Annotated in this window: 18 protein-coding genes and 3 tRNA genes; 16 read left to right on the top strand and 5 right to left on the bottom strand. The window is 73.5% G+C overall.

What is annotated here, in order from left to right; genetic code table 11:
* Together ACFUC1_RS15470 and ACFUC1_RS15465 are read left to right on the top strand one after the other, a co-directional pair.
* On the top strand, window positions 1-843 hold an 843-nt coding region (locus ACFUC1_RS15470), incomplete at its 5' end, for an ATP-dependent DNA ligase (protein WP_379121317.1).
* Window positions 840-2,027, top strand: a complete 1,188-nt coding sequence (locus ACFUC1_RS15465; RefSeq protein WP_379121316.1) for an alpha/beta hydrolase family protein — start codon at window positions 840-842, stop codon at window positions 2,025-2,027. The genes ACFUC1_RS15470 and ACFUC1_RS15465, both read left to right, overlap by 4 nt.
* Here ACFUC1_RS15465 and ACFUC1_RS15460 read toward each other — a convergent pair.
* On the bottom strand, window positions 2,014-2,748 hold the full coding sequence (locus tag ACFUC1_RS15460) for a dihydrofolate reductase family protein (RefSeq protein ID WP_379121314.1): 735 nt from the start codon (window positions 2,746-2,748) through the stop codon (window positions 2,014-2,016). The two genes, ACFUC1_RS15465 and ACFUC1_RS15460, sit on opposite strands and share 14 nt — an antisense overlap.
* On the opposite strand from ACFUC1_RS15460, the gene zapE reads away from it, so the two are divergent.
* Together zapE and ACFUC1_RS15450 are read left to right on the top strand one after the other, a co-directional pair.
* A complete protein-coding gene (gene zapE / locus ACFUC1_RS15455) occupies window positions 2,747-3,790 on the top strand; it encodes a cell division protein ZapE (RefSeq protein ID WP_379121311.1) in 1,044 nt (347 codons plus the stop codon). The genes ACFUC1_RS15460 and zapE overlap by 2 nt on opposite strands.
* A gap of 12 nt (window positions 3,791-3,802) precedes the next feature.
* Window positions 3,803-4,762: a polyphosphate kinase 2 family protein gene (locus ACFUC1_RS15450; RefSeq protein ID WP_379121309.1), complete on the top strand. Its 960-nt coding sequence runs from the start codon at window positions 3,803-3,805 to the stop codon at window positions 4,760-4,762.
* A 39-nt stretch (window positions 4,763-4,801) separates the two neighbouring features.
* Here the strand turns inward: ACFUC1_RS15450 and ACFUC1_RS15445 are convergent, their stop codons facing one another.
* The gene (locus ACFUC1_RS15445) at window positions 4,802-6,448 is read right to left on the bottom strand and encodes an acyl-CoA dehydrogenase family protein (RefSeq protein WP_379121307.1); all 1,647 of its coding nucleotides are present in this window, start codon (window positions 6,446-6,448) and stop codon (window positions 4,802-4,804) included.
* A gap of 33 nt (window positions 6,449-6,481) precedes the next feature.
* Here ACFUC1_RS15445 and ACFUC1_RS15440 point away from each other — a divergent pair, with 33 nt between their 5' ends.
* The 9 genes from ACFUC1_RS15440 to ACFUC1_RS15400 all read left to right on the top strand — a co-directional run bounded on the left by ACFUC1_RS15440 (window position 6,482) and on the right by ACFUC1_RS15400 (window position 16,221).
* Window positions 6,482-7,729 carry a YihY/virulence factor BrkB family protein gene (locus ACFUC1_RS15440; protein WP_379121305.1) on the top strand — a complete coding sequence of 416 codons (1,248 nt, stop codon included), beginning with the start codon at window positions 6,482-6,484 and terminating at the stop codon, window positions 7,727-7,729.
* A gap of 103 nt (window positions 7,730-7,832) precedes the next feature.
* Window positions 7,833-7,905 (top strand) — tRNA-Gly (locus ACFUC1_RS15435).
* Window positions 7,906-7,928: 23 nt separating this feature from the next.
* Window positions 7,929-7,999: transfer RNA gene (locus ACFUC1_RS15430), tRNA-Cys, on the top strand.
* Window positions 8,000-8,039: 40 nt separating this feature from the next.
* Window positions 8,040-8,114: transfer RNA gene (locus ACFUC1_RS15425), tRNA-Val, on the top strand.
* A 407-nt stretch (window positions 8,115-8,521) separates the two neighbouring features.
* Complete coding sequence (locus ACFUC1_RS15420) at window positions 8,522-9,712, top strand: glycosyltransferase family 4 protein (protein ID WP_379121303.1); 1,191 nt, start codon at window positions 8,522-8,524, stop codon at window positions 9,710-9,712.
* Between the two features lie 25 nt (window positions 9,713-9,737).
* Window positions 9,738-10,658 (top strand): DMT family transporter, encoded by a 921-nt coding sequence (locus ACFUC1_RS15415; RefSeq protein WP_379121301.1) that lies wholly within the window; start codon window positions 9,738-9,740, stop codon window positions 10,656-10,658.
* A 150-nt stretch (window positions 10,659-10,808) separates the two neighbouring features.
* On the top strand, window positions 10,809-11,471 hold the full coding sequence (locus ACFUC1_RS15410; protein ID WP_379121299.1) for a mechanosensitive ion channel domain-containing protein: 663 nt from the start codon (window positions 10,809-10,811) through the stop codon (window positions 11,469-11,471).
* 224 nt (window positions 11,472-11,695) lie between these two features.
* Window positions 11,696-13,363 (top strand): alkaline phosphatase family protein, encoded by a 1,668-nt coding sequence (locus ACFUC1_RS15405; protein WP_379121297.1) that lies wholly within the window; start codon window positions 11,696-11,698, stop codon window positions 13,361-13,363.
* A gap of 278 nt (window positions 13,364-13,641) precedes the next feature.
* Entirely contained in the window at window positions 13,642-16,221 is a 2,580-nt protein-coding gene (locus ACFUC1_RS15400) for an Ig-like domain-containing protein (RefSeq protein WP_379121295.1), read from the top strand.
* Window positions 16,222-16,249: 28 nt separating this feature from the next.
* On the opposite strand, the gene ACFUC1_RS15395 is transcribed toward ACFUC1_RS15400, so the two are convergent.
* Complete coding sequence (locus ACFUC1_RS15395) at window positions 16,250-17,017, bottom strand: polysaccharide deacetylase family protein (RefSeq protein ID WP_379121294.1); 768 nt, start codon at window positions 17,015-17,017, stop codon at window positions 16,250-16,252.
* A 55-nt stretch (window positions 17,018-17,072) separates the two neighbouring features.
* The gene (locus ACFUC1_RS15390) at window positions 17,073-18,209 is read right to left on the bottom strand and encodes a DUF3500 domain-containing protein (protein WP_379121292.1); all 1,137 of its coding nucleotides are present in this window, start codon (window positions 18,207-18,209) and stop codon (window positions 17,073-17,075) included.
* Window positions 18,210-18,257: 48 nt separating this feature from the next.
* On the opposite strand from ACFUC1_RS15390, the gene ACFUC1_RS15385 reads away from it, so the two are divergent.
* Window positions 18,258-18,578: a putative quinol monooxygenase gene (locus tag ACFUC1_RS15385; protein WP_379121290.1), complete on the top strand. Its 321-nt coding sequence runs from the start codon at window positions 18,258-18,260 to the stop codon at window positions 18,576-18,578.
* A 151-nt stretch (window positions 18,579-18,729) separates the two neighbouring features.
* Here ACFUC1_RS15385 and ACFUC1_RS15380 read toward each other — a convergent pair whose 3' ends face one another.
* The gene (locus tag ACFUC1_RS15380) at window positions 18,730-19,953 is read right to left on the bottom strand and encodes an amidohydrolase family protein (RefSeq protein WP_379121288.1); all 1,224 of its coding nucleotides are present in this window, start codon (window positions 19,951-19,953) and stop codon (window positions 18,730-18,732) included.
* A gap of 65 nt (window positions 19,954-20,018) precedes the next feature.
* Between ACFUC1_RS15380 and ACFUC1_RS15375 the strand changes: the two genes are divergently transcribed.
* Window positions 20,019-20,873: a PhzF family phenazine biosynthesis protein gene (locus ACFUC1_RS15375; protein WP_379121285.1), complete on the top strand. Its 855-nt coding sequence runs from the start codon at window positions 20,019-20,021 to the stop codon at window positions 20,871-20,873.
* A 151-nt stretch (window positions 20,874-21,024) separates the two neighbouring features.
* Window positions 21,025-21,480, top strand: a complete 456-nt coding sequence (locus ACFUC1_RS15370) for a MarR family winged helix-turn-helix transcriptional regulator (protein ID WP_379121283.1) — start codon at window positions 21,025-21,027, stop codon at window positions 21,478-21,480.
* The last annotated feature ends 19 nt before the right edge of the window (window positions 21,481-21,499 follow it).

Here is a 21,499-nt window from a genome sequence, read left to right as displayed (position 1 = left end):
GCCCTCGTCCGCCCGGCGGGTGGCGACCGCCTCGACGGCGACGCCCCGCCGCCCCGCACCCACCCCGCGGCCCGCCGGGTCAAGCGGCTGGCCGCGGAGACGCCGGCGAGCTTCGTGGCCTTCGACCTGCTGGCGCTGGGGGACGAGGACTACACGGGCCGGCCCTTCGCCGAGCGGCGCGAGGCCCTCGAGAAGGCGCTCGCCGGCGCGACCCCGCCGATCCACCTCACCCGGGCGACGGACGACCCCGAGGTCGCCCAGGAGTGGTTCCACCAGTTCGAGGGGGCCGGGCTCGACGGGGTCATCGCCAAGCCGCTCGACATCGCCTACGTGCCGGACAAGCGGCTCATGCTCAAGATCAAGCACGAGCGCACCGCCGACTGCGTCGTCGCCGGCTACCGCACCCACAAGAGCGGCCCCGACGCGATCGGCTCGCTGCTGCTCGGCCTGTACTCCGAGGACGGCACGCTGCACAGCGTGGGCGTCATCGGCGCCTTCCCGATGGCCCGGCGCCGGGAGCTGTTCGAGGAGCTGCAGCCGCTCGTCACCGACTTCGAGCACCACCCGTGGGCGTGGGCCCAGGAGGACATGGGCAGCCGCACGCCGACCAGCGGGGCGGGCAGCCGCTGGAACGCCGGCAAGGACCTGTCGTTCACCCCGCTGCGTCCCGAGCGGGTCGTCGAGGTGCGCTACGACCACATGGAGGGCAACCGGTTCCGGCACACGGCGCAGTTCTCGCGCTGGCGCCCCGACCGCGACCCGGAGTCGTGCACCTACGAGCAGCTCGAGGAGCCGGTGAGCTTCGACCTCGCCGACGTCCTCGGTGGGACGGAGACCGCATGACGCAGCCCGGTGCCGGCGAGCAGCATCGGTCGGGGGCGCGCAGGGCAGGCGCCGCGGCTGCCGTCGCCGGGGGCGCCGTGCTCGCCACCGGACTGGCCGGCTCGCTGGGGGCCGCGGCCTACGTCGCCCGCAGGGCGCTCACCCCGGACCGCACGCGCCCCGACGACACCCACCTGCTCACGGTCGACGACGGCACGGTCACGCTCGGCGTGACGCCCGAGACCGTCGTGCCCGGCCGCTACGGCCTGTGGCTCGACCACGAGAGCGGGCACGTCCGGCTGGGCGACGTCGTCGACCTCGACGAGCGGGCGGGGCGCGTGCGCAGGCGGGTCCTCGGCACGGACTTCGGCCACCTGGCGCCGGGCTACGGCCGGTGGAACCAGTACTACTTCTCGGGCCCGCCGGACCGGTCGCTCGGCCTGCGCACGGAGTACGTCGACGTCGAGACCGAGCTGGGCACGATGCCGGCGTGGGTCGTGCCGGCCGAGGCCCGGAGCGACCGCTGGGCCGTGCTCGTCCACGGGCGTGGAGCACGTCGCCACGAGTGCCTGCGCGCCATCCGGCCGTTGCACGACAACGGGATCAACGTCATCGTCCCGAGCTACCGCAACGACCTCGGCGCGCGCCGCGGACCGGACGGGCGCTACAACCTGGGCCTGTCCGAGTGGCGCGACATCGAGGACGCGGGCCTGTACGCCGTGCGGCGGGGAGCGCGCGAGCTCACCCTGGTCGGGTGGTCGATGGGCGGCGCCATCGTGCTGCAGACCCTGGCGCGCTCGACGCTCGCCGACCAGGTGGCGCGGGTCGTCCTCGACGCCCCGGTCATCGACTGGGCCGACGTGCTCGCCCACCACGCCGAGCTCAACGGCGTACCCCACGCCATCGGCGAGCTGAGCCGCGTGCTCATGGGTCGCCGTGCGGCACGGCGGCTCGTCGGGGTGCACGACCCGCTCGACGTCGCCCAGACCAACTGGGTCGCGCGGGCCTCCGAGCTGCGCCACGACATCCTGCTCATCCACTCCGTCGACGACGAGTTCGTCCCGGTCGGACCGTCGCTCGAGCTCGCGCGGGCGCGCCCGGACCTCGTCACGATGGAGCCCTGGGACACCGCCCGGCACACCAAGGAGTGGAACACCGACCCGGAGCGGTGGGAGCGCTCGGTGGCGGAGTTCACCGCGGGCTAGGCACGACCTCCCAGCGGCCGATCACGGTGCCGTCCTCCTCGACGAGGGTCATCGGGCGCAGGGCCACGTCGAGGTCGCCCGCCTTGACGATGCGGTCGTGCGAGCCGCCCACGACGGTCGGCGCCCACGTCAGGTCGACCTCGTCGACGACCCCGGCCGCGAGCATCGAGCCGAACAGGCCCGGGCCGCCCTCGCTGAGCATGCGGTGAAGTCCCCTGTCCGCCAACGCCTTCCGGGCGGCGACGAGGTCTACCTCCTCGTCGCCGGCCAGGATGACGTTCTCCTCCCCGAGCACCCGGCGGGCGTCGTCGAGGGCCTTCGCGTCGGCACCGCTGCGGGTGACGAGGACGGCCGCGCCCTGCGGCGAGGTCATGGCGGCGACGGTCTCGGGGAGCACGCCGCGGTTGCTCACGACCGCCAGGACCGGCGCCCCGGGGTCCTCGTCGCGCAGGGCGGGGTAGCCCTCGGCCCGGACCGTGCCGGCGCCCACGACGACCACATCGGCCTGCCGCCGAAGGAGTGCGAACACGCGGTGGTCGGGCGGGGTGTTGATGCTGCCCGAGCGGCCGTCGGCGCCGGTGACCGCGCCGTCGAGGCTGGACACGAAGTTGACGCGCAGCCAGGTGCGGCCGGCCGGCACGGCATACAGCTGCTCCAGGGCCGGCTCGTCGAGGACGGTGCCGGGCGCCGGGGAGCCGCTCGGGCCGAGGAGGATGCGCATGCGCGCAGTGTGCCTGATTACGCTGCACCCCGTGCCTGGCTCCCTGACCGAACGCTCACCGCAGCTGGACCGCGCGCGCCTCGTGCGCGAGCTGGTACCGCCGCCGCGCTTCGACGCCGAGCGGTTCTCCACCTACCGCCCGGACCCGGCACAGCCCAGCCAGGCCGAGGCCGTGCGCCGCCTCGAGGCGTATTCCGCGGGGCTGGGGGAGCGGCGCGGCGGCGGCCTGCTGGGGCGCCTGCGCCGCGGGAACGGCGAGGGTGACGGCCGGGGCATCTACCTCGACGGCGGCTTCGGCGTGGGCAAGACGCACCTGCTCGCCTCCCTGTGGCACGCGGCACCCGGGCCGAAGGCGTTCGGGACGTTCGTCGAGTACACGAACCTCGTCGGGGCACTGGGGTTCCAGCAGACCGTCGAGGCACTGAGCGACCACCGGCTCGTGTGCATCGACGAGTTCGAGCTCGACGACCCCGGGGACACCGTGCTGATGGCCACGCTGCTCGCCCGGCTCGCCGAGGCCGGGGTGTCGCTGGCCGCGACGTCGAACACGCTGCCCGACGCCCTGGGCGAGGGCCGCTTCGCCGCCGAGGACTTCCTGCGCGAGATCCAGGCGCTGTCGGCCCGGTTCGACGTGCTCACCGTCGACGGCCCGGACTACCGGCACCGCGACGCCGTGGACAGCCCGCCGCCGCTGCCCGAGGACGAGGTGAGGGCGGCGACGGCCGAGGACGAGGCGCTGCTCGACCACTTCGTCGACGTGACGCGACACCTCTCCACTGTCCACCCGAGCCGGTACCGCGCGATGCTCGAGGGTGTCACCGCGATGGGGTGGACGCACGTGCGGCAGGTGACCGACCAGGCCGTCGCGCTACGGCTCGTCGTGCTCGTCGACCGGCTCTACGACGCGCGGATCCCGGTGTACGCCAGCGGTCTCCCGTTGGGCGAGGTGTTCGGCGGCGACATGCTGCGCGGGGGCTACCGCAAGAAGTACTTCCGCGCCCTGTCGCGGCTCACGTCCCTCGCGAGACCGGGCTGGCAGTGATTTGATGCCGCCATGGCCAAGGGGAACGGCAAGGGCGGCAAGGGCAAGGGCGGCAAGGGCCCCAAGGAGGCGGGCAAGGCGAAGAAGTCCAAGGTCGCGGGCATCGACGTCCCGGACGTCAAGGACGAGGCACCGGCGCCGGTCTCGTTCACCGAGGCGCTGCGCGCCGGGCCCGGGTTCTCCCTCACCGACCTCGACCCGCGCTCCACGCCCGGCTTCGACGGCGGCAAGTCCGACGGCGAGGTGGCGCTGGCCGCGCGGGCTGGGGAGATCAGCGCCTTCCAGGAGCGGCTGTACGCCGAGTCCAAGGGCGGTGGGACGCGCTCGCTGCTGCTCGTCGTCCAGGGCATGGACACCTCCGGCAAGGGCGGGATCATGCGCCACGTCGTGGGCCAGATGGACCCCCAGGGCGTGAGCTACACGTCGTTCAAGGCGCCGACGGCCGAGGAGAAGCGGCACCCGTTCCTGTGGCGCATCCGCAACGCGCTGCCGGCGCCGGGCCAGATCGGCGTCTTCGACCGCTCGCAGTACGAGGACGTGCTCATCGTGCGGGTGCACGAGCTCGTGCCGCGGTCGGTGTGGTCGCGGAGGTACGCGCAGATCAACGCCTTCGAGGCCAAGGTCGCCGCGGCCGGGACGACCATCGTCAAGGTCATGCTGCACATCTCCGGCGACGAGCAGAAGGCGCGGCTCGCCCAGCGGCTCGAGCGACCCGACAAGTACTGGAAGTTCAACCCCGGCGACATCGACGAGCGCATGCAGTGGCCGCACTACCAGGAGGCCTACCAGGCGGTCCTGGACAAGACGTCGACCGACATCGCGCCGTGGTTCGTCGTCCCGGCCGACCGCAAGTGGTACGCCCGGCTGGCCGTCCAGAACCTCGTGCTGGAGCACCTCGAGCGGATGGACCCGCAGTGGCCGCCGGCCGACTTCGACATAGCCGGGGAGACGGAGCGGCTCGCCCGCACCTGACGCAGGTCCCGGCGCCCGCCGCGCGGCCGCGGTGCTCGCTCAGCCGGCCCAGGCCCGGTCGACGAGGGCGCGTGCGCTCGAAGCCGCCAGGCCGGCCTCGAGCGTGCCGAACGTCGCACCGTGGCCACCGCCGAGCCGCGAGGCCACGAACGCCTCGGAGACCTCCGTGGGCGCGTACCGGACGAGCAGCGAGGCCTGCAGGGTCACCGCGAGGTGCTCGACGACGGACCGGGCGCCCATGGCGGCGCCGGGCTCGGCGGCATACCGCACCACGTCGTCGACGCGGTCGATGGCGGCGTCCAGGACGGCGCTGTGGCCGGCGCCGAGCTGGACCTCCTTGCGGAACGCCTCGACGGCCATGGGCTCGCGGGCGACGGCGCGCAGCACGTCGAGCGCGTTGACGTTGCCCGAGCCCTCCCAGATCGAGTTGAGGGGTGCCTCGCGGTAGAGCCGGGCGAGGCCGTTCTCCTCGACGTAGCCGTTGCCGCCCAGGCACTCCAGCGCCTCGGCGACCATGGGGGAGGTGCGCTTGCAGACCCAGTACTTGCCGACGGCGACCCCGAGCCGCGAGAGGGCGGTGTCGCCCTCGTCCACCGCGTGGGCGAGGCGCAGCGCGAGGGTCGTCGCAGCCTCGACCTCGAGCGCGAGGTCCGCCAGGACGTTCTGCATCAGCGGCTGGTCGACGAGGAGCGCCCCGAACGCCGAGCGGTGCCGCGCGTGGTGGATCGCGCGGACGAGGGCCGCGCGCATGGTCGAGGCCGAGCCGAGGATGCAGTCGAGCCGGGTGGCCGCGACCATGTCGAGGATCGTGCGGATCCCGCGGCCCTCGTCGCCGACGCGCACGCCCCAGGTGCCGTCGAGCTCGACCTCGGAGGAGGCGTTGGAGCGGTTGCCGAGCTTGTCCTTGAGCCGTTGCAGCGCAAAGGGATTGCGTTCGCCATCCTCCAGGACCCGGGGCACGAGGAAGCACCCGACGCCCGCCTCGGTCTGGGCCAGGACGAGGAAGGCGTCGCTCATCGGCGCCGAGCAGAACCACTTGTGGCCGGTGAGCCGGTAGGTGTCACCGCCGCCGAGCGGCCCGTCGGGCGTCGCGACGGCGCGCGTCGTGTTGGCTCGGACGTCAGAGCCGCCCTGCTTCTCGGTCATGCCCATGCCCGCGACCGCGCCGCGCTTGGTGGCGACAGGGCGCAGCCCGAAGTCGTAGTCGCGGGAGGCGAGCTGGGGGACCCAACCGGCCGCGAGGGCGGGGTTCGCCGCGAGGGCGGGCGCCGCGGCATACGTCATCGAGACGGGGCACAGGTGGCCCTGCTCGTTCTCGGACCAGGCGATGAAGCCGGCGGCGCGCCGGACGTGGGCGCCGGTGCCGGCGGGCTCGGTCCAGGGCTCGGCGGTCAGCCCGGCACCGACGGCGACGCGCATGAGCTCGTGCCACGAGGGGTGGAACTCGACCTCGTCCACCCGCTCGCCTCGCGGGGAGTGGGTGCGCAGCCGCGGCTCGAACTCGTTGGCCTGCACCGCCCAAGCCCGTGCCTCGGCGCTGCCTGCCCGGGCGCCGAGCTCCTCGACCTGCCGGTATGCCGCGTCGTCGGCCCAGCGCCGGAGCCCCTCCGCCAGCGCCGGCTGCGTCGTCAGGGTGTTGGCCTCGGGCAGCGGTGGCACCTGGTTGGTGACGGCGTGGGTGGACACGTCAGGCACCCTATGCCGGGATACCGTGGCTGGGTGAGTGTCAGGGCCCGGCTGCGACGGACGCTCGTCCGGGTGCCCGGCGGGCTGCAGCTCGCGCGCCTCACGGTCGAGACCGTCCGGGTCTGCATGAAGTACCGCGTGACGGGGCTGGCGTCCGAGGCGGGTTTCTTCATGCTGCTGTCGCTCCCGCCGCTGCTCATCGGGCTGATCGGTGGCGTCGGCTACGTCGGGCAGTGGCTCGGCGAGGACATCGTCGAGCGGGTGATCCTCGGCATCCAGCAGTTCTCGAGCCGCTTCCTCGTCGCCTCCGTCGTCGACGACACGATCCTGCCGACGGTCCGCGAGGTGCTCAAGAACGGCCGCGGCGACCTCATCTCGATCGGCTTCCTTCTGTCGATCTGGTCGGGGTCGCGGGCGCTCAACGTCTTCGTCGACACCATCTCGATCATGTACGGCCAGTCCGGCGTGCGCGGGATCGTGCGGACGCGGGCCCTGTCGCTGACGCTGTACTTCCTCTCGCTGCTCGTGGGGATCGTCATCGTGCCGCTCGTCGTGATCGGGCCGGCCGTCGTCAACGACCTGCTGCCCCAGCAGGTGCGGTTCCTCACGTGGCTGTACTGGCCCGTGGTGGTCGTCGGGGCGGTCGCCAGCATCGCGACCCTCTTCCACATCTCCACCCCGCGGCGCACGCCGTGGCTGCGGGACGTGCCGGGAGCGGCCCTCACGCTCGTCATATGGGTCGTGGCCTCGTTCGTGGTGCGCGAGACGGTGACGGCCTCGATCCGGGGCGGGACGTCCATCTACGGGCCGCTGTCGGCCCCGATCGTGCTGCTGATCTTCCTGTACGCCCTCGCCATCGCGATCCTCATCGGGGCCGCGCTCAACGCCGCGGTGCGCAAGCTGTGGCCGGTCGAGGAGCGTCCGTCGCTGCGCGCGCAGACCGTGGAGTGGGTGCGCGACCGGGTCGCAGAGACCCGCGCGGACACGGGTGGGCCGGACAGGGGTGGGGCGGTCCCTGCCGCCGGGAACCCGCAGCCGACCGGTGTCCGGGGTGTCGGGGGAGCACGAGGCGTCCGTGGCGGCCGGCGGCGACTGACCGCGCGGGCGCGGGTCCGGCACGACCAGGAGGCGCTGTCGTCCTCGGTGGCCGGGCTGAGGGAGGCCGCCCGGGGGCCTTTGACCCCCATGCAGGGCGAGGCGGGGGAGCCGGCGAGCGAGGAACCGGGTCGCGAGCGCGACCGCGACGGTGCTCGCCATCCCCTCGGGAGCCGGTCGAAATGACACCGGTGGCACCCGATTTGGAGACGGGTCCGCCGATCCGATAATGTCTGACCGCACGCGCAGCGGGTGAAAGCCCGTGAACGACACCAATAGCGCGTGCAATGCGGATGTAGCTCAGTTGGTAGAGCGCAACCTTGCCAAGGTTGAGGTCGCCGGTTCGAGCCCGGTCATCCGCTCGGAAGGGTTGGACCGCCTTCATGGTGGAGTGGCCGAGAGGCGAGGCAGCGGCCTGCAAAGCCGCGTACACGGGTTCAAATCCCGTCTCCACCTCGGACCGACTCCCCCGGGGGAGTCGAACCCAGCACCACCCGGGCGATTGGCGCAGTGGTAGCGCGCTTCCTTGACACGGAAGAGGTCACTGGTTCAAACCCAGTATCGCCCACCACCTCGAAAGGCCCCCGGCCGGCGGAGACGCCGACCGGGGGCCTTCGCCGTCTGTCCCCGGGAGAGGGGCACGAGGTCGACGAGTTCGGTGCGAATTTGCGACGGACCGGCGAGGGGGAGCCTGAAGTACCGGCTTCGAGGGCTCGCCTGGGGCAGGATGTCGCACGGAGGCGGTCCTGGCACCGGCTTCGCCCCAGCCGTTCCATCGACGAGGGCCGGCAAACCCAGTGAGACGAGGAGCTGCTCCCGGCCCTCGCCAGCCGCAGGAGGGAACTGCTTGACCCACATCCAACCGGAGGCGCGACTGCGCACGCCCGTCCCCGGCGCCGGGTCCCCGCAGCGGACGGGGACCACCGTGGTCGACGAGCGGGGCGCCGCGTGCGACCCGGTGCGGTCCGGGAGGGCGGCATGAGGATCCTGCACGTCACCGACTTCTACCTGCCCCGGCTCGGCGGGATCGAGATGCACGTGTCGGACCTCATGGCCCGGCAGCGCGCTGCCGGGCACGAGGTGAGCGTCCTGACGAGCTCCCCGGGGCCGGACGAGCCGTGGGTCACGCGCCTGCGGTCGAGTCACCGCTTGCAGCACGCGCTGCACCCCGGCGCCACCCTCTCCGGCGTCCGGTCGCTCACCGACATCGACGCCGACGTCGTCCACGTGCACGTCGGCGTGCTGTCGCCGCTGGGCTTCTTCGTGGCCCGCGCGGCGTCCCGGCGCGGCATACCGACCGTCGTGACCGTCCACTCCTTGTGGGTGGGCGTGCATGCCCTCATGTCCACGCTCGACGCCGTGGGCGGCTGGAGCCGCCTGCCGATCGTGTGGACGGTCGTCAGCGACGCGGCCGCGCAGCCGCTGCGTCGCATCCTCGGGCCGGAGCGCGAGGTCCGCGTCATACCCAACGGGGTGGACCAGGACGACTGGCGCTCCCTGCGACGCCGAGCGACCCACCGTGCCGCAGGCGGCGACGGTGCCGACCTGCGCCAGCCAGGGGCTGCCGGGCAGCGACCCGTGGTCGTGGCGGCGGTCATGCGGCTCAGCCAGCGCAAGCGACCGTTCGCCCTCCTGCGCGCGCTGCGCCGTGCGCAGCACCACCTCGGCACCGAGCAGCAGATCCACCTGGTCGTGGCCGGCGACGGTCCCTGGCGCGCCGTGCTGGAGGCCTATGCCCGGCTTCGCGGCGTGTCCGGTGCCGTCACCTTCCGCGGGCGCCTGCCCAGGGACGAGGTCAGGGAGCTGCTGGGTTCCGCCGACGCGTTCGTCGCCCCTGCCACCCGGGAGTCGTTCGGGATCGCTGCGCTCGAGGCACGGTGCGCTGGCCTGCCGGTCGTGGCCATGTCCTCCGGCGGCGTGCGCGAGTTCGTGCGGCACGAGGTCGAGGGCCTGCTGTGCGACGACGACGAGGAGCTCGCCCTGGGCCTCGCGCGGATCGCCCGCGACGAGGCGCTGCGGCGCCGGCTGCACGACCACAACCTCACCGTCCAGACGAGAGTGGGTTGGAAGGGTGTGCTCGGGATGACCGAGCAGGCCTACGTGGCCGCAGGCGCGGCGACCGGGGCGACCGGGGCGACCGGGGAGTCCCCGTCGGTCGAGGTCGCGTGACCCGGCTCCGATCGGTCGTGGTCGCGTGAACTACCCGCTCGTCGTGGCCACCGCCCTCGCGTCAACGGTCTTCGCCGCGGTGTCGACGGCGTTGAAGCACCACAGCGCGACGGCACTGTCGTCGACACCCTCCGGCCCGGCGCGTGTCCGGACCGGTCGGTTCCTCGCCTCGACGTTGAGACACCGCTGGTGGCTCGCAGCCCTCGTGGCGGATGCGGTCGGGTTCACGCTCCAGGGGTTCGCCCTCCACCTCGGCGCCGTGTCGGTGGTCCAGCCCCTGCTCGTGACCGCCCTGCTCACCTCCCTCGTGATCACCCACGTCAGCCAGCGGACCCCCATGAGCCGCCGGGAGTGGGGCTGGGGCGCGCTGCTCGTGGCGAGCCTCGTCGGCTTCCTCGTCGTGTCCGGCGCGTCGTCACCCCAGCTGCGGCCGCAGGCGGCGGACCGTGGACCCGCCGCGGTCTGTGCCGCCCTCGCCCTGCTGCTCGCCGTCGCCTGCGTCCTCGCCGCGCGGCGTGGACCGGCGCGGCGCCGTGCGCCGCTGCTGGGGATCGCCGTGGGGACGCTGTACGCGTGCACGGCCGTCCTCATCAAGGCCACCACCGAGGTGTGGGGGAACTCCGGACCCGTCGCCATGCTGAGCAGCTGGCAGCTGCCCGTCCTGGTCGTGACCGGTGTGTCGGGGCTGCTGCTCGCCCAGCTGGCCTTCCGCGCCGGACCGCTGCACACGAGCCTCCCGGTCATCGCCACGGTGGACCCGCTGCTGAGCGTCCTGCTGGGCGTCGTGGTCTATGACGAGCAGCTGAGAACCGGTGCCGGCCCGGTGGCGGCCCAGGTCGGGCTGCTCGCGGGTCTGGCCGTTGCTGCCGTCGCCCTCAGCCGCCTCAACGCCGACCAGGCAGAAGGCGCCAGCGCGGCACCCGGCCCCGCGCCGACCGGCTCTTGAGGCGGGGCCCAGCAACCGTCCGGACTCCGCTCAGAGGAAGCACCTAGCCTGGTGGCCCGGCTCCTGAACCGGGCCACCGCGCACGATGCCCCCCAGCACGGATGCGCGTCGGGAGTCGCCGACCGCGACCCGGCCCAGAGGTGATCTCCCTTGCAGCTCAGTGCCCGCACGCTCCACGCCGCCCGCCCGGACCTGCGTCGGGCGGGCTTCACGGCCGGCCTCGCCGTCATCGGGTATGCCGTGCTGGCCACCTTCAGCGAACCGCGGGCGCACGCCGTGGGACCCAAGCTCCTCGCCTTCGCCGGCGCCGCCATCTTCGCCGTCGTGGCCGCCATCGCCACCCGGGAGGCAGCCAACGAGGTCGCCCGGGTGACGGCACTGCGCGCCGCGCCGGGGACGGCCTCGAACCTGCGCCTCGGCCTGACCGTGGCCGGGTACGTCGTCGTCGCGGTCGCCACCCTGAGCCTGTTGCAGGTGCCGATCGAGAAGCTCCTGCTCTCGGGGGCGATCACCGGAGTGGTCATCGGTATCGCGGCCCAGCAGGCCCTGGCCAACATGTTCGCCGGACTCGTGCTCCTGACCACCCGTCCCTTCGAGGTCGGCCAGTGGATCGTCCTGCGCTCGGGGGCGCTGGGCGGCGAGTACACCGGGGAAGTCGTCGGGGTCGGCCTCACCTACACCGAGCTGGCCACCTCCGAGGGGCGGTTCTCGCTGCCCAACGCCGGGGTGCTGGCGGCGGCGACGGGCCCCCGTCGTCGGCCCGACGACGACGCGACGGCGCCGCTCGGCGAGCTGGCTCGGCCGCGACGCTAGCCGGGCGCGATCCTCGGCCGCCGGGCGGCAGCCGGCTCGGTGTCCTGCCCCGTTCGGGGGACCGGGTGACCCCGGAAGCACCGCCCGGGCGAGCGTCCACGGTTCGTCACCTCGACTTCACGTGCAGTTGGCCCTTCTCCCAGCGCCCCTCCAGCCGCGGGTGGGACCACTGGTCCTGCCATCTCGGCCGCACCCCGGCGGCCGGAGCAAACGGGAAGGTCCACATGCGCCACTCCGTCAGACAGGCTGCCGTCCTCGGCACCGCGGCCCTCGCCCTCGCCGCGGTCGCCCCTGCCGCCGCAGCCCACGCCTCACCGGCCCGGTCCACCCCGCGGGCCGCTCGCAAGCACGTCCTGCTCGTGTCCGTCGACGGGATGCACCAGAGCGACCTCGACTGGTACGCGCGCAGCCACCCCGGCTCGGCGCTGGCCCGGCTCGCCCACTCGGGCACCAGCTTCACCCGGGCGCAGACGCCCTTCCCGTCGGACTCGTTCCCCGGCATGACCGCGCTGGTCACGGGCGGCAACCCGCGTTCCACCGGCGTCTACTACGACGTCAGCTACAACCACGCGCTGCTGCCCGCGGGCACGACCGACTGCGCGCACGCGATGCCGGGGGCGGACGTCGCCTACGACGAGACCCTGGACAAGGATCCCTCGTCCCTGGACGCGGGGGAGGGCCTCAGCGGGCTGCCCCAGTCGATCCTGTCCATGACCGGCAAGCCCGCCACCCTGCTGGACCCGGCGCACATGCCTGTGGACCCCACCACCTGCGCCCCGGTGTACCCGCACTCCTACCTCGAGGTGAACACCGTCTTCGAGGTGGCGCGGGCAGCGGGTCTTCGCACCGCGTGGTCGGACAAGCATTCGGCATACGACCTCGTCAACGGGCCGTCCGGCTCCGGGGTGGACGACCTGTTCACCCCGGAGATCAACTCGGACGCGCCCGGGGGCGGAGACTGGACGTCGGACAATGCCCACACCCAGCAGTACGACGCGTACAAGGTGCAGGCGGTCCTCAACGAGATCGACGGCAAGGACCACTCCGGCCGGACCGTGGTGGGCACCCCGGCCGTCTTCGGCCTCAACTTCCAGTCCGTCTCGACAGCGCAGAAGCTCCCCACGTCGGACGGACTCGAGGGCGGCTACCTGCCCGGGGGACGGCGACCGGGACCCCTGCTCGCCAAGGCGCTGGACTTCGTCGACGCCTCCGTGGGCAGGATGGAGTCACAGCTGACGGCAGACGGGCTCGCGCGGTCGACCACGATCATCCTCACGGCCAAGCACGGCCAGTCCCCGACAGACCCCGGCACGCTGACGCGGATCGACGACGGCCCGGTCATCGACGGCATCGACGCGGGCTGGGCGGCCACGCACCCCGGGGCGGCGCCACTCGTGGCGGCAGCCTCCGACGACGACGGGATGCTGATCTGGACGTCCGACCGCAGCGCGGCCGCCACCGCATACGTGCGCTCCTACCTGCTCGCCCACCCCGCCACCGGCAACACCCTGGGTGGTGGGACGCGCACGCTGCCGCAGAGCGGGTTGAGGGCCGTGTATGCCGGGTCGGCTTCCGCGGCGTACTTCGGTGTTCCACAGTCGGACCCCCGTCACCCTGACGTGGTCGGCCTCGGCCAGCACGGCGTGGTCTTCACCGGGGGGACGAAGAAGATCGCCGAGCACGGTGGGGCGGACTGGCAGGACCGGAACGTCCCGCTGGTCGTCGCGCCGGGCACGCTCGCCGGCGACGGCCACACGGTCGCCGACCCGGTCGAGACCACCCAGGTGGCGCCGACGATCCTGGCCCTGCTGGGGCTTCGGCCCTCGGCCCTGCAGGCAGTGGACCTCGAGCACACCAGGACGTTGCCGGCCGCCCTCGCCGCGGCCCGCTGACCGCAGCCCGCTCAGCGGCCACGGATCGGTCGGCGGCCACGGCTCGCAGCCGCTCGGTCCCCACCGCGACGACGGCACCGGTGTCCCCGCCCCGGGGGCGCCGGTGCCGGCTTCGGCGCCGCGGGTGACGGCTGGCCGGCATACGTCGGATGGGGGAGTTCCTGCCGACGCGGGGTGCCTACGTTTGCCCGGTGATGGTTGTGGTTGACCCGCTGTCCGGGACCGGGGTGGACGCACGAGCCGCGGGTCGGCGCGCGGCTGGTGCATGGCGTCGAGGGGTGGCCGCTGCGGCGGCGGGCGCGCTGTCGGTGGCCGGCCTGGCCTGGCTGGCCGCGTCCGCGAGGGCGGCGACCCTGACCCCGCCGGACCTGAAGATCCTCGTCCCCACCAGCTCGGTGTCGATCGGGCTGGACGGCACGACAGGGCACCGGATGCTCCGGTTCACGCACATCACCGAGGACGCCGGGACCGGGCCGTTCGAGCTCGACCCGACGTACACCGCCTCCACCGGCGTGTCGACGTTCGTCCAGACCATCTACAACAGCCCGTCCCCGGGCACGTGGGCGGTCGACCACACGGTGCCGCTCGCCGTGAACGGGGTGTTCTCGGGACCCGACGACTACCAGTTCCCGTTGACCCGCTTCACCCTGGACCGGCTCAACGCTGACGGATCGGTCGGGGCGGCGGTCGCGACGAGCCCCAAGAGCGACTACTGCATGACGGGTGACTACCGGGTGGGGGACGTCCCGAACACCCCGGCCCAGACCTCCCCGCCGGTGAGCAACTGCGGTGACCCGACGCGCCCGCTGGGGTGGAGCGTGGGCTGGGGGGACCAGTACGACCAGACCGACGCCGGCCAGCCGATCGACCTCACCGGGGTGGCCGACGGCACGTACGTGCTGCGGGCCACCGTCGACCCCCTCCACGCCCTGACCGAGAGCGACGTCACCAACGACGTCACCGACACCCGGCTGACGATCACGGGGACGACGGTGGCGGTGGGGGCGCAGACGCACCCGGTCCTCGCCCTCCCCGCAGTGACCGTCACCAGCCCGGCCGACGGGGCGACGGTGTCCGGGAACGTGACCCTGGCCGTGACCGCCTCGGCGGTGTCGCCGGCGACGGTGAGCAGCGTGCAGTATCTCCTGGACGGCAACCCTCTCGGAGTCCCCGTGACGACGGCCCCCTACACCTCGGTCTGGACCGTGGGGACGACGCCCGCCGGTACCCACCGGATCAGTGCCCGCGCCACCGACTCCGCAGGCAACGTCCGCACGGCAGCGGTGGTCCAGGTCCAGGTCGCGGGCGCGGCGCCGCCGGTCACGGCGACGGGCACCGGCACCACCACGACGCCGGCCTTCCCCGTGAGCGCCGGCCAGACCGTGCTCGCCCTCGTGAGCTCGGACGGGCCGGCAGCGGCTGGGGCCCAGTCGGTCGTCGTCAGCGGGGGAGGGCTGACGTGGACACGTGTCGTCGCGGCAAACGCCGAGTACGGCGACAGCGAGGTCTGGGCGGCTCACCCGGCGGCCGCCGCCTCCGGCGTGCGGGCGACCTCCACCCCCTCCGCGCCGGGCTTCGACCAGCAGGTCGTGGTGATGACGTTCGACCACACCTCCACCGTGGGCGCGTCCGCACACGCCTCGGCCCCGTCCGGCGCCCCGGCGGTGACGCTGGTGTCGACCTCCTCGGGCTCGCGCACCCTCGCCGTGGGGAACGACTGGGACGCCGCGACGCCCCGAGTCCTGGCCACCGGCCAGTCGCTCCTCGCGGCGTGGGTCGACACCGGGGTCGGCGACACCTTCTGGGCGCAGCAGTCGACCGCGGTCTCGACCGCCGCGGGCCAGTCCGTGCGCCTGGCCGACACCGGCCCCACCACCGACCGGTGGAACCTGGCCGCCGTGGAGGTGCCTGCCGCCGCCGGGGTCGTGGACACGACGCCACCCACGGTGACCGTGACCAACCCCGTCGCGGGCCAGACTGTGTCCGGCACCGTGCCGGTGGCCGCGACCGCGAGCGACGACCAGTCGTTGGCGTCGGTACAGTTCCTGCTCGACGGCGCCCCCCTGGGTGCGCCCGTGACGAGCTCCCCGTATGCCGTGCAGTGGGACACCACCAAGGCCACGGCCGGGACGCACACCATCTCCGCGAGGGCGGTCGACGGTGCCGGCAACTCCGCCGCCTCTGCCGGGGTCGTCGTCACGGTGCAGAACCCGGCGCCACCCATGACCTGCTTCGTCCTGCAGGCCCACACCACGGCGCACTCGACCACCGGCTCGGCCACGACACCCGCACTGTCCACCGCGATGCCCGGAGAGGTGCTGTTGGCCTTCGTGTCGGCGGACGGGCCCAGCGGCGCGGCGGCGCAGTCGAGCACGGTCAGCGGCGCCGGCCTGGCCTGGAAGCTGGTCGCGCGCGCCAACGCACAGTACGGCGACAGCGAGATCTGGACCGCGACGGCGGCCACGGTGCTCTCCGGTGCGACCGTGACCTCGACCCTTGCCGCGCCCGGCTACCACCAGGCGCTGAGCGTCATCGCCCTCGAGGGCGCGGCCGGCACCGGCGCGAAGGGCACAGCGTCCGCGGCAACGGGCGCGGCGCACCTGGGCCTGGTGACGACCTCGGCGACGTCACTGGTCTTCGCCGTCGGCAACGACTGGGACAGCGCGACGGCGCGCTCACTGCCGGTCGGAGAGGTGCTGCTCGACCAGTGGCTCGACACCGGTACCGGTGACACCGACTGGAGTGAGTACACGAATGCCACCACCGGTCCCGCCGGCACCACGGTCGCGATGGGGACCACCGCGCCCACCACCGACCGGTGGAACCTTGCCGCGGTCGAGGTGACCAACGCGGGGTAGCGCACCGGGAGGAACGCCGCAGGTGCCCCTAGGCCACCGGGCCGTCCCGGAGCAGCTCGGGGAGCGTCACGGGCCTCAGGTTCGCGGCGAGCAGCCGTTCCAGCAGGCGCGGGAGGGCCGCGACCGTCGTCGAGCGGTCCTCGTGCTGTGGGTTGGGACCGTCGAGGGTGCCGCCGTCGTGGCACAGGATGATCGAGCCCGGGCGCGCCGCGCGGGCGGTCACCTCGGCGGCCTGGTCGGTCCCGCGGTACAGGTGTGCCTCGAGGCAGTCGCTCCAGAAGATGCTGCGCAGCGACTGTCGGGCGGACTCGCGGCCGACCCCGGGGCTCGTCCAGCCCCGCGGGGGACGCACGTACCGTGGCCTCGGCAGCCCGGCGTCGACCAGGGCCTGGGTGCCGCGCTCGAGCTGGTCCCGGACGACGTTGCTGCCGTACGCGTCCAGCCAGAGGTGGTCCGCCGTGTGGTTGCCGATGGTGTGTCCCTCCCGACGGACGCGCTCCGCGAGCTGGGGGTGCTGGGCGACGTTCCGCCCGATCATGAAGAAGGTGGCGGTGACGGCGTGGTCGCGCAGGATGTCCAGCACCTGTGGGGTCGACCTGGGGTCGGGGCCGTCGTCGAACGTGAGCGCCAGCATCCGGAAGTCGGTGAGGACGCGGTTCACGGCCGCCGGATCGGCAGCGCGGCGCTCGCCCGGCGTCCTGGTGTGGCCACCGGTCGTGGACCGCGCCGGACGTCCTTGCGCCGCCAGCAGGCAGGCAGCTCCCGCAGCGGCCAGCACCGTCCGGCGTGTCGCCACGGCCGACCTGCCCCGGTCCCTCCCCATCTCAGTTCCTCCCCCTTGTCGTCGACGCTCAGTGCGCGGCGGCGCGGTGCCGGCGCAGGACGTCGAGCCCGAAGTCGGCCTCGGGGTCGCGCCAGACCGAGTGCGCGTGGTTCGCGCCGCGCTGGGTGTTGTCCCACTCGATCAGCAGCCGGGGGCCCTGCAGCCGGTAGTAGTGCGGCTGCCCCGGCTCGGTCGGGCCCGCCCAGGCGAAGTGGACGGCGTCCAGTGCCGCCTCGTCGTACGACCGCAGCGGCGAGACGCCCTCGGGCACCCGGTCGAAGTAGGTGGCGAGAAGCGAGCGGAGGACCTCGCGCTGGCCGGCGTCGAGCTCGCTGCCGGGTATGCCGCGTGGCTCGGTCGTGTAGGCGACGGCCCGGTGGTCCTCGGCGCTGAGCCCGGCCGCCTGGTCGATGGCGTCGCTGAGCGCCTGGAGCTTCGCCTGCTCGGCGTCGTCGCGGAACCGCTCGTCCCGCCAGATCCCCGCGAGCGGGATGACCTGGTCGCCGTCGGACACGACGCTGCGGTTCGCCGTCACGAAGTCCGACGGTGCCCTGTCCAGCAGGACGGCCCGCGTCGCGAGCTCGGGGGTGAGCGAGCGGACGAGGTCGCGGGCCAGGTCCTCGACGCGGGCGAGGGGGCGGGCGACCGCGCCCCCGAGCAGGGGGGCGGAGGCCGGGTCGGCGCCCATGAAGCACGGGGTGGTCGCGACGAGCTCTCCGCCCACCACGAGGTTGTTGAGGGAGACGTGGTGGCCGCCGAACCGCCAGCCCCAGGGGCGGTCGCCCCCGGGCTCCCCGAAGACGCGCAGGTAGTACAGCCCCGGGTCCCGGCCGCGCTCGCGGTCGAACCGCGTGACGAACCCCTCCACGCGGTCCAGCACGTTCTCCAGGCCCATCGTCGTCGCCACGGTGACGTAGCCGGCCAGGGACAGGCCGGTGGCGACGAGGCGCATGGCCGCGCGCTGCTGGGCCGCCTGCATCTCGTGCACGGTGAGGCCCCCGTGATCGGTCGGCGTGTAGAACCACCGCCGGCGCTCGGCGTCGGCCGGCTCGTCCCCGTCCGGCACGGCTCCCCGGGCAACCGCACGCTGCTCGGGGGTCAGGGAGTCCAGCCAGCCCGAGGCCGCCTCGGCCATCTCCGTCGCGGTCTGGTGGCGCTCACCCATGCGGCTTATCGTTGCTGGCCCACCGTCTTTCGTCCACCGGGAGAAGCCATGACCACGCCCACCGATGAGAACCGAGACCTGCTCACCGTCATCGCCTACATGCGTGCCGCGGAGGGGAAGACCGAGGAGCTCAAGGCCGCCCTTGAGGCGCTGATCGAGCCGACCAGCAAGGAGGAGGGCTACGTCAACTACGACCTGCACCAGGGCGTGGAGGACCCTCGCTTCTTCACCTTCTACGAGAACTGGCACTCCGGGGAGCACCTCGACGCCCACCTGGCCGCGCCGCACCTCGTGGACTTCGCGAACAAGATGGGTGACCTGCTCGACGAGAACGGCCTAACCGTCAACCGGGTGCGCCGCATCGCCTGACCGCCGCCCGCAGCGGGTCAGCGCGACCCGCGCTGGCGTTGCTGACTCCGCAGTGGTCCTGGGTCACCGCAGGTCCGGACCCGGAGCACCGATTCGTCGACGGACAGGGGACGCCGACCCGGGTCCGGCGCCCGTGGCGAGGGCACGGTCCTCACGTCGGCTGGGGTGCGTCGGCAGCACGCCCCCGCACCAGCACCCTCCGCGGCCTGCCGAGCGCGTCGGGTCGGCTCCTGAGGTCCCCGTCGACGACGAGCACGTCGGCGGCCAGGCCGGGTGCGAGCCGGCCCGTGACCCCGTCGAGGGAGCAGGCGCTCGCGGCGACGGAGGTCGCGACGGCCAGGGCAGCCTCGATGTCGTAGCCCGCCTCCAGCATCTCCAGGACGACCCGCCAGACGTTGCCGTGCTGCTTGGGCGGCACCATGCCCGAGTCCACGCCGGCCACGACCCGGACCCCGTGCTCGCGGAGCTGGGCGAGGTGGCCGAGCCGAGCGGCATACAGCTCGTCGAAGGTCCTCGCCCCCAAGCCCTCCATGAGCGTGGCGAGGTACGGCGGTGGTGCGGGCATGAGGGCGTGCAGCGACCGGTCGTTGCCCATCGTGAGGTCGACGTAGGTCCCCCTCCTCGCGACGTCCTCGAGCAAGCGGTCGTCGAGGCGCGCGCCGAGGTGCCGGGACAGGCCGGTGAAGTGCTCGATCCCGTCCACGCCCGCAACCTCGGCCTGCTGCATCGCCGCCAGGGAGTGGGCGTGGGCGACGACCGGGAGGCCCGCCCGGTGGCCGCGGTCGACGAGGACCGCGAGCTGCGCAGCGGTGAACTGCACCCCGAGCTGGTCGCTGCCCGGGGTGGCGAAGCCGCCGGACGCCATCACCTTGACGACGTCGACCCCCCGCTCGACCCGCTCGTCGACCGCGGCCCGCAGGTCCTCGTCCCCCGCCGAGGCAACGGCACCGCCGAGGAAGTGGCAGTGCCCGCCCGGGGTCGTGACCGGCGGCCCGGCCGCCACCACACGGGGCAGGCCGTCGACCTCGCGGAACGCGAGGGTCCGGTACGCCACGTCGCCGAGGTCGCGGACAGTGGTCACTCCTGCCCCGACGTGCCGCCGCAGCGAGGACAGGACGACGGTCGCGACGTCGGCCCCGGACAGGGAGCCGGCGCGCTCGAGCCCACCGACGGTGCCGTCGGCGACGAGGTGGGTGTGGCAGTCGACCAGCCCGGGGAGCACCGTCCCGGCGTGCTCCTCGACGACGACGTCGTGGGGCAGCTCGTGCCCGAACGGCTCGACGGCGGCGATCCGGTCGCCGTCGACGAGCACGGTCGCGCCACCGGGGAGGAACCGTTCCCCGTCGAACGCGTGCGGCGCACGGACGGCGTGCATGCGCTCGATGCTCCTCCCCGCGCACCGGCCTGACCAGACCCCGCCGACGACGCAGAATGCCCTCCATGACCGACGTCCTGCGCTACACCGCCTTCACCACCGACCCCGCCGGCGGCAACCCGGCGGGCATCGTCCTGCACGCCGACTCCCTGTCGGACGAGCAGATGCTGGCCATCGCCGCGGAGGTGGGCTACTCCGAGACCGCCTTCGTGCTGCGCGAGGGGCGGACCCCGCCACACCTCGGCCTGCGCTTCTTCAGCGCCCTCGACGAGGTGGCCTTCTGCGGCCACGCCACCATCGCCACGGCGGTAGCCCTCGCCGAGCGGGGCGAGGGCGGCACCGTCGTCTTCGAGACCCCGGCGGGCGAGGTCGAGGTGACCACCGCCGAGGTGGTCGGGGTGCTGCGCGCGAGCCTGACCAGCGTCCCGACCCGCACCCGCCCCGTCCCCGGGGCCGCGCTGGGCGAGGCACTCGAGGCGCTTCGGCTGTCGGGGGCGGACCTCGCCGAGGACCTGCCCCCGCTCCTGTCGTATGCCGGGAACGAGCACCTCGTGCTCGCGCTGGCCAGCAGGCAGCGGCTGGCCGAGCTGGACTACGACTTCGCCCGGCTCAAGGACCTCATGACGGAGCAGGGCTGGACCACGGTGCAGCTCGTCTGGCGGGAGGACGAGCGGACCTTCCACTCACGCAACCCCTTCCCGGTCGGTGGCGTGGTCGAGGACCCAGCCACGGGCTCGGCTGCAGCGGCGCTGGGCGGGTACCTGCTCGCGCTGGAGCTCGTGACCGAGCCGCGGACGATCCGCGTGGTCCAGGGGGTCGACATGGGCCGTCCCAGCGAGCTGCTCGTCGACGTGCGTCCCGACGACCTCCGGGTCACCGTGTCCGGCGCTGCGGTGGAGCTCCCGACCGCGCAACGCTGACAGCGGCTGGCTCGACGCGCCGCGGCAGTCCCACAACCCGCCCCCTCCCGAACCGACCCGGTCGGGGTAGTCGCTCGTCGGTGGGCCGGCTTGCTCTGGTCAACCAGGTTGACCGAAGATGGCGGCGAATCTCGCTCGAAAGGGGACGTCGGTGGAAGGTCTGCCGTTGGTACGGCTGTTGTCGATGGCGCTGCGGACGAGCCTGGAGCAGCTGCACGAGCAGCTCGCGGCTGCCGGGTACCCCGAGCTGCGCCCGACCCACGGGTATGCCCTCAACGCCGTGGCGCGGGGCGAGTCCACGGCCAGCGAGCTGGCCGTGGGGCTGGGGATCACGAAGCAGGGGGCAGCCAAGGTCCTCCAGCAGCTCGTGGACGACGGGTACGTCGAGCAGGTCGTCGACCCTCGTGACAGCCGCAGCCGTCCGGTCCGCCTCACTCGACGAGGGCGCTCGGCCGTCAAGGCGTCCGTCCGCATCCAGGCCGAGATGCAGCGTCGGTGGGAGCAGCACGTGTCCGCCGCGGACGTGCAGGCACTGGTGACCACGCTCGAGCGGGTCGTCAGGGCGGAGAACGGGGGAGAGCTGCCCCCGGTCCGGCCGGGCTGGTGACACGACGAGGGGCGGACCG

This window comes from Pedococcus sp. NPDC057267, assembly GCF_042668795.1.
Lineage (GTDB): Bacteria > Actinomycetota > Actinomycetes > Actinomycetales > Dermatophilaceae > Pedococcus.
This window is presented reverse-complemented; position numbering and strand designations above follow the sequence as displayed.